Source organism: Pseudomonas sp. SLBN-26 (assembly GCF_006715895.1).
GTDB lineage: Bacteria > Pseudomonadota > Gammaproteobacteria > Pseudomonadales > Pseudomonadaceae > Metapseudomonas > Metapseudomonas otitidis.
On the sequence record NZ_VFOB01000001.1, the window covers coordinates 3889429 to 3903096 of the forward strand.

Consider the following 13668-nt stretch of genomic DNA (forward strand, 5'->3'; position numbering starts at 1 on the left):
GGCAACGGCGCCGTCCACCCTCCATCTCACGCCTTGATCGCCAGCCCGTACTCGGCGCTGGCGTCCTGCAGCCAGAGCCAGAGGTAGTCGGAGAAGCTGCGGCGCACCACCAGTTCCCAGGTGTCCTCGCCGGTGTGGCGGATCACCGCCGTGGCCTTGGCGAAGTGGGTGCCCACCGCCTTGCCCACCGGGAAGTTGCTCGGGTGCACGTCGTAGGAGGTGGACTTCATCAGCAGCTCGCGCACCTTCGGCCCGCTCAATTCCAGCAGGGTCTGGCCGCCGCTGACGTTGACCACGGCGATGTGCTGGCCGTCCAGCGCCTCGCGCAGGCGTTGCTCGGTGGCGAACTCCTGGCCACCGGGGACGATCAGCAGCCACTCGTCCGGGCCCAGCCACTGCAGCGAGGTGTCGCCGTTGGCCACCAGGGTCAGCGCCACCGGCAGCTCCAGGCCCAAGGCCTTGTGCACGCCGCCGGCGAAGGCCGGGTCGCTGGCTTCGCCACGGATCACCAGGTGGCCCAGCAGCTTCTTCTCGCGCAGCACGACACCGGCGCTGGCCTTGCCCTTGCGCGCCAGCTCGTCGAGGCCGGCGTGGTGCAGGGGCGACTCGCCCTGGATGTTGCCCGGGCGTTGTTCGTAGACGTTGACGTTAGACATTCTGGCGATCCCCTTTCGGGTCATAGAACACGGAGCTGCAGATTTCGGCTTCGATCACGCTGCCATCGGCCAGCGGTGCGAAGACCCGCTCGCCCATGCGCTTGAGGCCGCCCTTGACCACGGCCAGGGCGAAGGCATGGCCGAGGCTGGCGCTCATGTAGCTGGAGGTGACGTGGCCGACCATCTTCATCGGGATGGACTGCTTGGGATCGAACACCAGCTGCGCGCCTTCCGGCAGGACCTTGTTCGGGTCCAGCGGCTTGAGGCCCACCAGCTGCTTGCGGTCCTCGCGCAGGCAGTCCTCGCGGTTCATGCCGCGCCAGCCGATCCAGGAGAACGGCTTGTTGCGGCCGACGCACCAGCCCATGCCCAGGTCGTCCGGGGTGACCGAGCCGTCGGTGTCCTGGCCGACGATGATGAAGCCCTTCTCGGCCCGCAGCACGTGCATGGTCTCGGTGCCGTAGGGGGTCAGGTTGTACTTCTTGCCGGCCTCGATCAGCTGCTTCCACACGCCCAGGGCGTAGTCGGCCTGCACGTTCACTTCATAGGACAGCTCGCCGGTGAAGGAGATGCGGAACACCCGCGCCGGTACGCCCCCCACCTTGCCTTCCTTCCAGCTCATGAAGGGGAAGGCGTCCTTGTCCAGGTCGATGTCGGTGACCTCGGCCAGCAGCTTGCGGCTGTTGGGGCCGGACAGGGTCATGGTGGCCCAGTGGTCGGTGACCGAGGTGAAGTACACCTTCATCTCCGGCCACTCGGTCTGGTGGTACAGCTCCAGCCACTCCATGACGCGGGCGGCGCCGCCGGTGGTGGTGGTCATGATGAAGTGGTTGTCGCCGACGCAGGCGGTGACGCCGTCGTCGAAGACCATGCCGTCTTCCTTGCACATCAGGCCGTAGCGGGCCTTGCCCACGTCCAGCTTGGTCCAGGCGTTGGTGTAGACGCGGTTGAGGAACTCACGGGCGTCCGGGCCCTGGATGTCGATCTTGCCGAGGGTGGAGGCATCGAGGATGCCCACGCTCTCGCGCACGGCCTTGCATTCGCGGGCCACGGCGGCGTGCAGGTCCTCGCCGTTCTTCGGGAAGTACCAGGGGCGCTTCCACTGACCGACGTCCTCGAACTCGGCGCCCTGGGCCAGGTGCCAGCTGTGCATGGCGGTGTAGCGCTTGGGATCGAACAGGTGGCCGCAGTGACGCCCGGCCACGGCGCCGAAGGTCACCGGGGTGTAGTTCGGGCGGAACATGGTGGTGCCCATCTCGGCAACGCTGATGCCCATCGAACGGGCGGCGATGGCCAGGCCGTTGATGTTACCCAGCTTGCCCTGGTCGGTGCCGAAGCCCAGCGCGGTGTAGCGCTTGACGTGCTCGACCGATTCGAAGCCCTCGCGGGTGGCCAGCTCGATGCCGGCGGCGGTGACGTCGTTCTGCAGGTCGACGAACTGCTTCGGCGCGCGGGCGGTGGACTTGTCGTGGGGCACCTGGAACAGCGCCAGGGTGGGCTCCTCGTGACGGATGGCGGCCTTGGGCACGACGCCTTCCACCGGCTTGAAGCCGGCTTCGGCAGCGGCCTTGGCACCGGCTTCGTAGCCGTCGGCGAGGACGTCACCGAGGCCGAAGACGCCGTTCACGGCACCGGCGCACAGGCGCTTCTGGAAGCCGCCCTCGCTGGGCACGAAGGCCAGGATGTCTTCACGCCAGGTGGGCTTGCCGCCCAGGTGGGAGGCCAGGTGCACCACGGGGCTGTAGCCGCCGGAGCTGACGATCAGGTCGCAATCCACCACTTCGCCGGGGCTGGTGACGCGGTGGCCCTTGACGTCGATGGCGCAAATGCGGGCACCGGTGACGCGCTTGCTGCCACGGCACTCGACCACGGCGCTGCCGGTGAGGATGCGCACGCCACGGGCGCGGGCTTCCTCGACCCAGGCGCCGCGCGGGTTGCTGCGGGCGTCGGCGACGGCAACCACTTTCTGCCCGGCGTCCAGCCAGTCCAGCACCACGCGGTAGGCGTAGTCGTTGTTGGTGGACAGCACCAGTTCGCGGCCGGGGGCCACGCCGTAGCGGTTGACGTAGGTGGAGACGGCACCGGCCAGCATGTTGCCGGGGACGTCGTTGTTGGCATACACCAGCGGCCGCTCGTGGGCGCCGGCGGCCAGCACCACGCGCTTGGCGCGCACGCGGTGGACGCGGTGGCGCGCCTGGCCGCGGGGGGCGACTTCACCCAGGTGGTCGGTGAGGCGCTGGTGGATGGTGAGGAAGTTGTGGTCGTGGTAGCCGTTCACCGTGGCGCGCGGCAGCAGGGTCACCTCCGGCAGGCTGGCCAGTTCGGCCAGAGCCTTGGCGACCCACTCGGCGGCGGGCTTGCCGTCGAGGGTTTCGCGGGTGTCCAGCAGGCTGCCGCCGAACTCTTCCTGCTCGTCGGCGAGGATCACGCGGGCGCCGCTACGGCCGGCCGCCAGGGCGGCAGCCAGGCCGGCGGGACCGGCACCGACCACCAGCACGTCGCAGTGCTGGTTGAGGTGGTCGTAGATGTCCGGGTCCACTTCGGTGGGCGAACGGCCCAGGCCGGCGGCCTTGCGGATGTACTTCTCGTAGGTCAGCCACAGGTTCTGCGGGTACATGAAGGTCTTGTAGTAGAACCCGGGCGGCATCATGCCGCCGCCGACCTTGCCGAGGATGCCCATCAGGTCGGTGTTGACGCTCGGCCAGCCGTTGGTGCTGCTGGCCACCAGGCCGCCGTACAGGGCCTGCTGGGTGGCGCGGATGTTCGGCACCTGGGCCTGTTCGGTGGAGCCCAGCTGGAGGATGGCATTGGGCTCTTCGGCACCGGCGGCGACGATGCCGCGCGGGCGGGAATACTTGAAGGAGCGACCGACGACGTCCACGCCGTTGGCCAGCAGGGCGGAGGCGAGGGTGTCGCCGGCGTAGCCCTGGTAGTTCTGGCCGTTGAAGGTGAAGGTCAGGGGCTGGCCACGCTCGACGCGGCCCCCCTTGGGAAGGCGGTTGACCTGGCTCATGCCGTTACTCCTGCAGGCGCTGCTTTCTTCTCGCCGGTGGTGGCTTCGGTGATGCTGGGCTTCTCACCGATCTTGTAGGTTTCGAGGATTTCGTAGGTCACGGTGTGGCGGGTGACGTTGAAGTAGCGACGGCAGCCGGCCGCGTGCACCCACAGCTCGTGGTGCAGGCCACGGGGGTTGTCGCGGAAGAACATGTAGTCGCCCCACTCCTCGTCGGTGCAGGCGCCCGGGTCCAGCGGGCGCGGGATGTGCGCCTGGCCCTTGGCGTGGAATTCCTCTTCGGAGCGCAGCTCGCCGCAATGGGGACAGAAGATGTGCAGCATGGCGGGTCTCCTTAGTGAGCCACGGCAGCGGCGCCGTGCTCGTCGATCAGTGCGCCGTTGTGGAAACGTTCGATGGAGAAGGGCTTGGCCAGCGGGTGCATCTCGCCGGTGGCCAGGCTGGCGGCGAAGACGTTGCCCGAGCCGGGGGTGGCCTTGAAGCCGCCGGTGCCCCAGCCGCAGTTGAAGAACAGGTTCTTCACCGGTGTCTTGGCGATGATCGGGCAGGCGTCGGGGGTGGTGTCGACGATGCCGCCCCACTGGCGGTTCATGCGTACGCGCGACAGCACCGGGAACATCTCGACGATGGCCTGCAGGGTGTGCTCGATGGTCGGGTAGGAGCCGCGCTGGCCGTAGCCGTTGTAGCCGTCGATGCCGGCGCCGATGACCAGGTCGCCCTTGTCGGACTGGCTGATGTAGCCGTGCACGGCGTTGGACATGATCACGCTGTGGATGATCGGCTTGATCGGCTCGGACACCAGGGCCTGCAGCGGGTGGGATTCCAGCGGCAGGCGGAAGCCGGCGAGCTTGGCCATGTGCCCGGAGTTGCCGGCCGTGACCACGCCGACGCGCTTGGCGCCGATGAAGCCGCGGTTGGTCTCGACCCCGATGACCGCGCCATCCTGCTTGCGGAAGCCGATCACCTCGGTGTTCTGCAGCAGGTCGACGCCCAGGGCGTCGGCGGCGCGGGCGAAGCCCCAGGCCACGGCATCGTGGCGGGCCACGCCGCCCCGGCGCTGCACGGTGGAACCGAGGATCGGGTAGCGGGTGTTCTTGCTGCAGTCCAGGTAGGGGATCTCCTCGGCCACCTGGCGGGCGTTGAGCAGTTCGCCGTCCACGCCGTTGAGGCGGTTGGCACTGACGCGGCGCTCGGCGTCACGCATGTCCTGCAGGGTGTGGCAGAGGTTGTAGACGCCACGCTGGGAGAACATCACGTTGTAGTTCAGGTCCTGGGACAGGCCTTCCCACAGCTTCATGGCGTGCTCGTAGAGGTGCGCCGCCTCGTCCCACAGGTAGTTGGAGCGGACGATGGTGGTGTTGCGCGCGGTGTTGCCGCCGCCCAGCCAGCCCTTCTCCACCACTGCGACGTTCTTCACGCCGAATTCCTTGGCCAGGTAGTAGGCCGTGGCCAGGCCATGGCCACCGCCGCCCACCACGATCACGTCATAGACCGGCTTGGGCGTGGGGTTGCGCCACATGCGCTGCCAGTTCTCGTGGTGGCTCAGGGAGTGCTTGAACAGGCCGAAGCCGGAATAACGTTGCATGCTCGGACTCCTGGATCAGCGGTAGACGGGGAAGTCGGCGCAGAGCGCCGCCACCTGCCGGGCCACCTGGGCTTCCACGTCGGCGTCGCCGAGGTGGTCGAGGATGTCGCAGATCCAGCCGGCGAGCTCGGTGGACTGGGCTTCCTTGAAGCCACGGGTGGTGATGGCCGGGGTGCCGATGCGCACGCCGGAGGTGACGAACGGCGACTGCGGGTCGTTGGGCACGGCGTTCTTGTTCACGGTGATGCCGGCGCGACCGAGGGCGGCGTCGGCGTCCTTGCCGGTCAGGCCCTGCTTGATCAGGCTGACCAGGAACAGGTGGTTGTCGGTGCCGCCGGAGACCACGTCGTAGCCACGCTCGATGAACACCTTGGCCATGGCCTGGGCGTTCTTGATGACCTGGGCCTGGTAGGTCTTGAAGCCGGGCTCCAGCGCTTCCTTGAAGCACACGGCCTTGGCGGCGATGACGTGCATCAGCGGGCCGCCCTGGGCGCCGGGGAACACGGCGGAGTTGAGCTTCTTCTCGATCTCTTCGTTCTTGCGCGCGAGGATCAGGCCACCGCGCGGGCCGCGCAGGGTCTTGTGGGTGGTGGTGGTGACCACGTCGGCGTAGGGCAGCGGGTTCGGGTACAGGCCTGCGGCCACCAGGCCGGCGACGTGGGCCATGTCGACGAACAGCAGCGCCCCGACCTTGTCGGCGATGGCACGGAAGCGCGGGAAGTCGAGGGTCTTGGAGTAGGCGGAGAAGCCGGCGACGATCATCTTCGGCTTGTGCTCCACGGCCAGGCGCTCGACTTCGTCGTAGTCGATCAGGCCGGTGGCCGGGTCCAGGCCGTACTGCACGGCGTTGTACAGCTTGCCGGAGGAGGACACCTTGGCGCCGTGGGTGAGGTGGCCGCCGTGGGCCAGGCTCATGCCCAGCAGGGTGTCGCCGGCATTGAGCAGGGCCAGATAGACGGCGCTGTTGGCGGAGGAGCCGGAGTGCGGCTGGACGTTGGCGTAGTCGGCGCCGAACAGCTCCTTGGCGCGGTCGATGGCCAGCTGCTCCACCTTATCGACGAATTCGCAACCGCCGTAGTAGCGCTTGCCCGGGTAGCCTTCGGCGTACTTGTTGGTCAGGCCGCTGCCCTGGGCTTCCATCACCCGCTGGCTGGTGTAGTTCTCGGAGGCGATCAGCTCGATGTGGTCTTCCTGTCGGTGCGCTTCTTCCTGCATCGCGCTGAACAGTTCGTCGTCGTAGCCCTGGATTCGGTCTTGCTTGCTGAACATCGCTGATCTCCTGCGGTGCGGCTGTCGCACGGGGTTTGGGGGGCTGGTCGGAAGCCATCGCGGCAAGCGCCCACCGGTGTTTCCACCGGGGGCGACAGCGCCGGAATCTCCGGCCTGACCGGGCCTGTTGCGACCGATTGTGCGAAAACGCCTGGGGGGTGACTTGCCTGTTTACGACGTCCAAATGCTCAAACGACCCGGCCCGCGACACGGCGCTTTCAGCGGCCACCTTGCCTCCGGGGCGACAGGGCGCGGCGCCGCCAGGCAGCGCCGTCTTTGCCAAAAGCGACGACGCGATGGGAACAGTAGATGACGCCACGGGACATGGCCGCCGGCGCGGCGGAGAGGCGATGGATGAACACGCGTGGGTGGGTGATCCCCATAAAGCGTGAAGCACCCTGTGGATAACCTGTAGAGCGCTGGCGCCGCACCAGGCATGGCGAGGCTTCCCGGGCTTCGTACATTTCTTGAGCAGTATCAGCGGGTTGCAGCCGGTGCTTGCCCACAGAAACTGTGCACGGCCCTGTTCACAGCCTGTGGATAGATCGCCAAAGCCCACGCGTGGCGTGATTTTTGAGGGTTTGCGGAAAGGTTGTCCAGTCCGCCACTTGCCCACAGCGCAGCACAGTGGTCCGGACAGGCTGTGGATGCCGGCGTGCTGGACAAGCCGCCCGGGCACTGGCTAGCGTGCCGGCTCCCAGGCAATCGCCCAATGAAAAGGACGCCCCATGGTCACCTGCTACCTGCGCTACATCATCGATCCCTACAAGCTCGCCGAGTTCGAGCACTACGGGCGCCTGTGGATTCCGCTGGTGGAGAAGTTCGGCGGCCAGCACCACGGCTACTTCCTGCCGTCCGAGGGCGCCAACAACGTCGCCATGGCGATGTTCACCTTCCCCAGCCTGGCCGCCTACGAGACCTACCGCGCCCAGTCGATGCAGGACGCCGACTGCCAGGCGGCCTTCGCCTACGCAGAGCAGACCCACTGCATCCTCAGCTACGAGCGCAGCTTCTTCCGCCCGGTCTTCAACTGACCCCTCCCCCTGCGGCCTGGCGCCACCTCCGGTTCGCCAGCGCCGCCCGCCCCTGATACCCACAGGCACAGCGGACGCGTGCAGACGCAGCGCCCGAGGGGCGACGTGTCGGTTTTACGCGGGCGTGCGGATACGGAACGCGGGGAGAGGGCCCGGCCAGCGGCCAGGCCCGGGGGATGGGGTCAGTTGAGGTGCGCCAGGCACTGGTTGGTGACCTTGATCAGGCGCTCGTGGGTGGGCTTGGGCAGCGGGGTGGTCTGGTTCTTCAGCTCGTCCAGCTCGGCCTGGCTGAACTCGGCACCGACCTTGTCGGCAGCACAGCCGCAGTATTTCTGCAGCTTGTCCCCGGCCACCTGGGCCTGGGCGCCGGCGGCGCAGTCCTGGACGAAACGCTCGCGCTCGCCCGGCCCCCATTGGGCGGCGGCGGCCGACAGGCTGACGGAAAGGGTGGCGGCAACGGCAAGCAGGTGGGTGTAGCGCATCGGTGACACTCCTCAGGTGATGGCAGGGTCCGGCCCCGTGGCAGGTGCGGTTCTGTTGTGAGCCGCAAAGCCCGCTCGGAGTTCCTGAAGGCGCCCGGACAGCGCCTGGGTGGAAACAGATGTCGCCTGAGCACGTTTCCGTGCATCCAAGCTGGCGTTAACTTACATCCCATCGGCCGCCTACGCACGGGGCGGCACACCGAAAGGACCCTTCGATGACCGACAAGACCCAGCAATTCGCCAGCGACAACTACTCCGGCATCTGCCCGGAAGTGTGGGCCGCCATGGCCCAGGCCAACCAGGGCCATGAGCGCGCCTACGGCGAGGACAGCTGGACGGCGCGCGCCGCCGATCACTTCCGCCGCCTGTTCGAGACCGACTGCGAGGTGTTCTTCGCCTTCAACGGCACGGCGGCCAACTCCCTGGCACTGGCCTCGATGTGCCAGAGCTACCACAGCGTGATCTGCTCGGAGACGGCCCACGTCGAGACCGACGAATGCGGCGCGCCGGAGTTCTTCTCCAACGGTTCCAAGCTGCTGCTGGCCCGCACCGAGCAAGGCAAGTTGACGCCCGACGCGGTGCGCGAGATCGCCCTCAAGCGCCAGGACATCCACTACCCGAAACCCCGCGTGGTGACGCTGACCCAGTCCACCGAAGTAGGCACCGTCTATCGCCCGGAGGAAGTCCGCGCCATCAGCGCGGTGTGCAAGGAGCTGGGCCTGCGCCTGCACATGGACGGCGCGCGCTTCTCCAACGCCTGTGCCTTCCTCGGCTGCACCCCGGCGGAGCTGACCTGGAAGGCCGGCGTCGACGTGCTGTGCTTCGGCGGTACCAAGAACGGCATGGCAGTGGGCGAGGCGATCCTGTTCTTCAACCATGACCTGGCCGAGGACTTCGACTACCGCTGCAAGCAGGCCGGGCAACTGGCCTCGAAGATGCGCTTCCTCTCGGCGCCCTGGGTGGGCCTGCTGCAAGACGACGCCTGGATGCGCTACGCACAGCACGCCAACGGCTGCGCGCAGCTGCTGGCAGAGCTGGTGGCGGACGTGCCGGGGGTGAGCCTGATGTTCCCGGTGGAAGCCAACGGGGTGTTCCTGCAGATGTCCGAGGCGGCGCTGGAGTACCTGCGGGCGCGCAACTGGCGTTTCTACACCTTCATCGGTGCCGGTGGTGCTCGCTTCATGTGCTCCTGGGACACCGAGGAAGCCCGGGTACGCGAGCTGGCCGCCGACATCCGCGCTGCAATGGCCCAGGGCTGAAGCCCCGCTCCGCGACTTGTCCCCGATTACGGTGCATCAACCTGTGGACAAGCCGTGGAGCCCTCCCGCCAGGCCAGGCGCCGCAACGGCCCTGGCCTCCCGCCTGTTTTTCGTTCTATTTCAGCCACTTGCCGTACATTCATGCACAGCTGCTGTGCACCGGCCTGTCGACTGCCTGTGGATAGATCGCCACACCCTTTGCCAGACGTGGCGCACAGCCGATCGCTCATTTTTCATCCAGGCCTAAAGGCCGCGAAATGACTGGATGCTCCAGCCGGGTTCTGGATGTTCCACGGGGCATCGGCCCCAGGTTTTCCCCGATAACGGTGGGCAAGCCTGTGGACAACCTGTTCACCCCTGCTCGGACGCCACGGCGCCCGCGCTGCCTGGGCTGGAGGTCAGCCTGCGAGCAGGAACGCGGTGCCGGTGGGGTGGCTATGCACACCCACTGTGCAGGAGGCTGTGACCGACCTGTGGATAGATGACTGCAGCCCATGGCTGGCAAGGCTTTCAGCGCACTGATCAAATCCTGAACAGCCCGCTCCCGTGGAACCTCAAGCGGCTGGAAGCCTTGTCGTGCGCGGCCCGAGGGTACGCGGCCGATCCACAGATGCCGTGGACCAGCCTGTGGACAAGCTGTTCGCGAAACCCGCTGCGCCCCGCCCGACGTGGCTTTGCAGGCCCTGGTCGTTTTCCGTACAGGCCGATGCTGGGGACTCAGTAGTCGATGCAGACGTCGCCCTTGGGCACGCTGCAGCAGGAGAGGATGTAGCCCTCGGCGACGTCTTCGTCGGTGATGCCGCCGTTGTGCTCCATCTCCACCTCACCGGCGGTCTTCATCACCTTGCAGGTGCCGCAGATGCCCATGCCGCACGCCTTGGGGATATGCAGGCCGAGCTTGGCGGCGGCGGAATGCACGGTCTCGCCCGGGGCGACGCGGATGCTCTTGCCGGTGCTGCTGAATTCCACCAGGTGCTGGTCGGCGGCCGGTACGGGCGCGGCCTCGGCAGCCTCGGCGGCCAGTTCCTTGACCTCTTCGCGCACCTCGGGGGGCGTCGGGCCGAAGGCTTCCTCGTGGTAGCGCGCCATGTCGAAGCCCTTGGCCTGCAGCAGGCGCTTCACCGCGCTCATGTAGGGGGTGGGGCCGCAGCAGAAGATCTCCCGCTCCATGAAGTCGGGGGTGATCAGGTGCAGCATCGCTTCGTTGAGGTAGCCGCGGTAGCCGGACCAGGTCTCGCCGGCGTCGTAGCGCTCCACCACCAGGTGCAGCTTGAAGTTGGCGATCCGCGAGGCCATGTGGCGCAGTTCGCGATGGTAGATGATGTCCTTCGGCGTGCGGGCGCTGTGGACGAAGACCATGTCGACGTTGGCGTTGGTGTCGAAGAACCAGCGGGCCATGGACATCACCGGGGTGATGCCGACGCCGCCGGAAAGGTAGAGCACCTTGTCGGCGGGGTGGTCGATGGCGTTGAACAGCCCCACCGGGCCGTGCACGGGGAGGACATCGCCTTCCTTGAGGTTGTCGTGCAGCCAGTTGGAGACCTTGCCGCCCGGCACGCGCTTGATGGTGATGGAGAAGCTGTAGGGCACCGAGGGCGTGCTGGAGATGGTGTACGAACGCATGATCGGCTGCCCGTCGATCTCCAGCTCCAGGGTGACGAACTGGCCGGGCTTGAAGAAGAACAGGATCGGCTGGTCGGCCATGAAGCAGAAGGTGCGGACGTCCCAGGTTTCCTGGACGGTCTTCACGCAGCGCACCAGGTGGCGGCCGTTGGTCCAGGTCTGGGTGTTCACCGGGTTCAGGAAGCTGTTGCTCATACGCATCTCCGCGCGCCGTGGATCGGCGCCTTTGATCGGATTCTGCTGAACGCAAATCCCCACCACTTACCTGCCAGCGACATTCGCATGCTCATCGCGACCTGCCAGCAACCACAAGGGCTCGAGCGTCGGAAACGGATGCGGCCGTGTCGCCCGTGGATAAGGTCGTACCCCATGGCGACAGCACACTCGGCCCCAGCCAGAACACGAGGCTTTTCGAAAAACCACCCTCGTATCCGCAGCAGGGCCTGCAGTCGGCCAGGGAGAACAGAGGGGCACGTCACGCCGCCTTGCGTGACAACCGAATCAGCCACCCATTGCGGCGGTCGCCGGTGCGACCAGCCTTTTGAGGAGTTACCGATGGACGTCACTTCCCCCCTGAGCCTGGTCGACCCGCTCGAACCCGCACGCAAGGCCACGGCCGCCATGCTCAAGGAGCGCGACCACACCTTCTCGCTGCCCCAGCCGTTCTACAACGACGAGCGCCTGTTCCAGCTCGACATGCAGGAGATCTTCCACAAGGAGTGGCTGATCGCCGGCATGACCTGCGAGATCCCGGCCAAGGGCAATTACCTGACCCTGCAGGTGGGCGACAACCCGGTGATCGTCCTGCGCGGCGCCGAAGGCCAGGTCCATGCCTTCCACAATGTCTGCCGCCATCGCGGTTCGCGCCTGTGCGTCAGCGACAAGGGCAAGGTGGCCAAGCTGGTCTGCCCCTACCACCAGTGGACCTACGAACTGGACGGCCGCCTGCTGTTCGCCGGCACCGAGATGGGCGCCGACTTCGACATGAAGCAGTACGGCCTGAAGCCGGTGCACGTGAAGACCGCCGGTGGCTACATCTTCATCAGCCTGGCGGAGAACCCGCCGGCCATCGACGACTTCCTCTCCACGCTGGCCCATTACATGGAGCCCTACGACATGGAGAACACCAAGGTGGCCGTGCAGACCACCCTGCGTGAAGCCGCCAACTGGAAGCTGGTGATGGAGAACAACCGCGAGTGCTACCACTGCAGTGGTTCGCACCCGGAGCTGCTCAACACCCTGCTGGAGTGGGACGACGTGACCGACCCGCGCGCCAGCCAGGCCTTCAAGGACCAGGTGGCCGCCTGCACCCGGGCCTGGGACGCGGAGAAGATCCCCTATGCCCACGCCAGCTTCGGCCTGCGCAACCGCATCGTGCGCATGCCGCTGCTCGAAGGCACCGTGTCCATGACCATGGACGGCAAGCAGGGCAGCAAGAAACTGATGGGCCGCATCCAGAACCCGGACCTGGGCTCCATGCGCATCCTCCACCTGCCGCACTCCTGGAACCACTGCATGGGCGACCACATGATCGTCTTCACCGTGTGGCCCATCGGCCCGCAGGAGACCGTGGTCACCACCAAGTGGCTGGTGCACAAGGACGCGGTGGAAGGCGTGGACTACGACGTGGCGCGCCTGCGCGAGGTGTGGGACGCCACCAACGACCAGGACCGTCGCCTGGCCGAGGAGAACCAGCGCGGCATCAACTCCTCCGCCTACCAGCCCGGCCCCTACTCGAAGACCTACGAGTTCGGCGTGATCAACTTCCTCGACTGGTACAGCGAGCGGATGCTCAACAACCTGGGCGACACCCCGGCGACCAAGCTGCGCCAGGTCGGCGCCGAGTAAGCGACATGTCCCTGAGCCTGGGATTCCTCATCCTGCTCATGCTCTACGCGGCGCTGGCCTGCAAACGCTCCCGGCGCTGAAAGCAACACACTGAGGTCCCGTCAGGGACACCCCTCGCCCCCGTCAGGTCGTCGGCCCTGACGGGGGCTTTTTTATGTGGCCCATCGCGCCAGTGCGATGGGCCTTTTTCATGCCCGCAGAAAACCACTCCACCACCTGCGCAGGGGCGGAAAAGGCAAATGAAGGCAGTCGGTGCTGAACGAGGGGGCTTGGCTGTGTGTGCGAGGCGGGTGGAGCAGAGGTGCTTTTGCAGTGTGCCTGCGGCGGGATGACTGCCCGATTGTGGCCTTTAAGGGACGAAAGATCCATATAGGAAATTTCTGACGAGGACCACGAAATGAACGTGGTCACAAAATATCGGCAGTCGCAAATGGAACTGTGACGCAAGGGCGTCCCACCCGAGGTCGCCTACAGAAAAAGAGGACAGCAAAAAACTGGATTGTAGGAGCGCGCTGATTTTTACTCAGGTCATGTCTGTGAGGAGTCCTAAACATGAAAAAAATACTGAGTCTCTCCGCCGTCGCCCTTTTCCTGGCCCTGGGCGCTGCCCAAGCCAATGCTAACGAACCTGCTCATGGTCAGATCACCTTTCAGGGCCGAATCGTAAAGGATATGTGCAGCGTTCCTACAAGTGTCTGGCAGAACAATGTGGGACGCGCCAATGGCATCAGCCCGCGCACCCCGACCGATCCCTTCCATGACTCGGCCTGTGCAGGCGTCGCCCAGACCCAGAGCGTGGCGATGAAGCCCATCACGACCCGCTCGGGCCGCAAGGGCGGGATCATCACCGTCACCTTCAACTGAGTCAGTTCGGACGTGCAGAAAAAGACAGGGCCGGT

At 66.3% G+C, this 13668-nt stretch carries 11 protein-coding genes; 4 read left to right on the forward strand and 7 right to left on the reverse strand.

What is annotated here, in order from left to right; all coding sequences use genetic code 11:
* Positions 1 to 26: 26 nt before the first annotated feature.
* The 5 genes from FBY21_RS17980 to glyA are packed head-to-tail and all read right to left on the reverse strand — an operon-like array spanning position 27 to position 6523.
* Positions 27 to 656 (reverse strand): sarcosine oxidase subunit gamma, encoded by a 630-nt coding sequence (locus FBY21_RS17980; protein WP_044409134.1) that lies wholly within the window; start codon positions 654 to 656, stop codon positions 27 to 29.
* Positions 649 to 3669: a sarcosine oxidase subunit alpha gene (locus FBY21_RS17985; RefSeq protein ID WP_142012708.1), complete on the reverse strand. Its 3021-nt coding sequence runs from the start codon at positions 3667 to 3669 to the stop codon at positions 649 to 651. The genes FBY21_RS17980 and FBY21_RS17985 overlap by 8 nt, the downstream gene beginning before the upstream one ends.
* Positions 3666 to 3992: a sarcosine oxidase subunit delta gene (locus FBY21_RS17990; RefSeq protein WP_044409140.1), complete on the reverse strand. Its 327-nt coding sequence runs from the start codon at positions 3990 to 3992 to the stop codon at positions 3666 to 3668. Before FBY21_RS17990 ends, FBY21_RS17985 begins: the two co-directional genes overlap by 4 nt.
* 11 nt (positions 3993 to 4003) lie before the next feature.
* Entirely contained in the window at positions 4004 to 5254 is a 1251-nt protein-coding gene (locus FBY21_RS17995; protein ID WP_074967323.1) for a sarcosine oxidase subunit beta family protein, read from the reverse strand.
* A gap of 15 nt (positions 5255 to 5269) precedes the next feature.
* A complete protein-coding gene (gene glyA, locus FBY21_RS18000; protein ID WP_069559108.1) occupies positions 5270 to 6523 on the reverse strand; it encodes a serine hydroxymethyltransferase in 1254 nt (417 codons plus the stop codon).
* 728 nt (positions 6524 to 7251) lie between these two features.
* Between glyA and FBY21_RS18005 the strand changes: the two genes are divergently transcribed.
* Positions 7252 to 7557 carry an NIPSNAP family protein gene (locus FBY21_RS18005; RefSeq protein ID WP_142012711.1) on the forward strand — a complete coding sequence of 102 codons (306 nt, stop codon included), beginning with the start codon at positions 7252 to 7254 and terminating at the stop codon, positions 7555 to 7557.
* A 182-nt stretch (positions 7558 to 7739) separates the two neighbouring features.
* Here the strand turns inward: FBY21_RS18005 and FBY21_RS18010 are convergent, their stop codons facing one another.
* Complete coding sequence (locus FBY21_RS18010) at positions 7740 to 8039, reverse strand: hypothetical protein (RefSeq protein WP_044409151.1); 300 nt, start codon at positions 8037 to 8039, stop codon at positions 7740 to 7742.
* Positions 8040 to 8254: 215 nt separating this feature from the next.
* Between FBY21_RS18010 and FBY21_RS18015 the strand changes: the two genes are divergently transcribed.
* A complete protein-coding gene (locus tag FBY21_RS18015) occupies positions 8255 to 9298 on the forward strand; it encodes a low specificity L-threonine aldolase (protein WP_044409155.1) in 1044 nt (347 codons plus the stop codon).
* A 717-nt stretch (positions 9299 to 10015) separates the two neighbouring features.
* Here FBY21_RS18015 and gbcB read toward each other — a convergent pair.
* Positions 10016 to 11116, reverse strand: coding sequence for a glycine-betaine demethylase subunit GbcB (gene gbcB, locus FBY21_RS18020; protein ID WP_142012713.1), 1101 nt, complete (start codon positions 11114 to 11116; stop codon positions 10016 to 10018).
* Between the two features lie 360 nt (positions 11117 to 11476).
* On the opposite strand from gbcB, the gene gbcA reads away from it, so the two are divergent.
* Both gbcA and FBY21_RS18030 read left to right on the forward strand, forming a co-directional pair.
* Positions 11477 to 12769, forward strand: a complete 1293-nt coding sequence (gene gbcA, locus FBY21_RS18025; protein ID WP_044409161.1) for a glycine-betaine demethylase subunit GbcA — start codon at positions 11477 to 11479, stop codon at positions 12767 to 12769.
* Positions 12770 to 13321: 552 nt separating this feature from the next.
* Positions 13322 to 13633, forward strand: coding sequence for a hypothetical protein (locus tag FBY21_RS18030; protein ID WP_107329715.1), 312 nt, complete (start codon positions 13322 to 13324; stop codon positions 13631 to 13633).
* Positions 13634 to 13668: the final 35 nt, after the last annotated feature.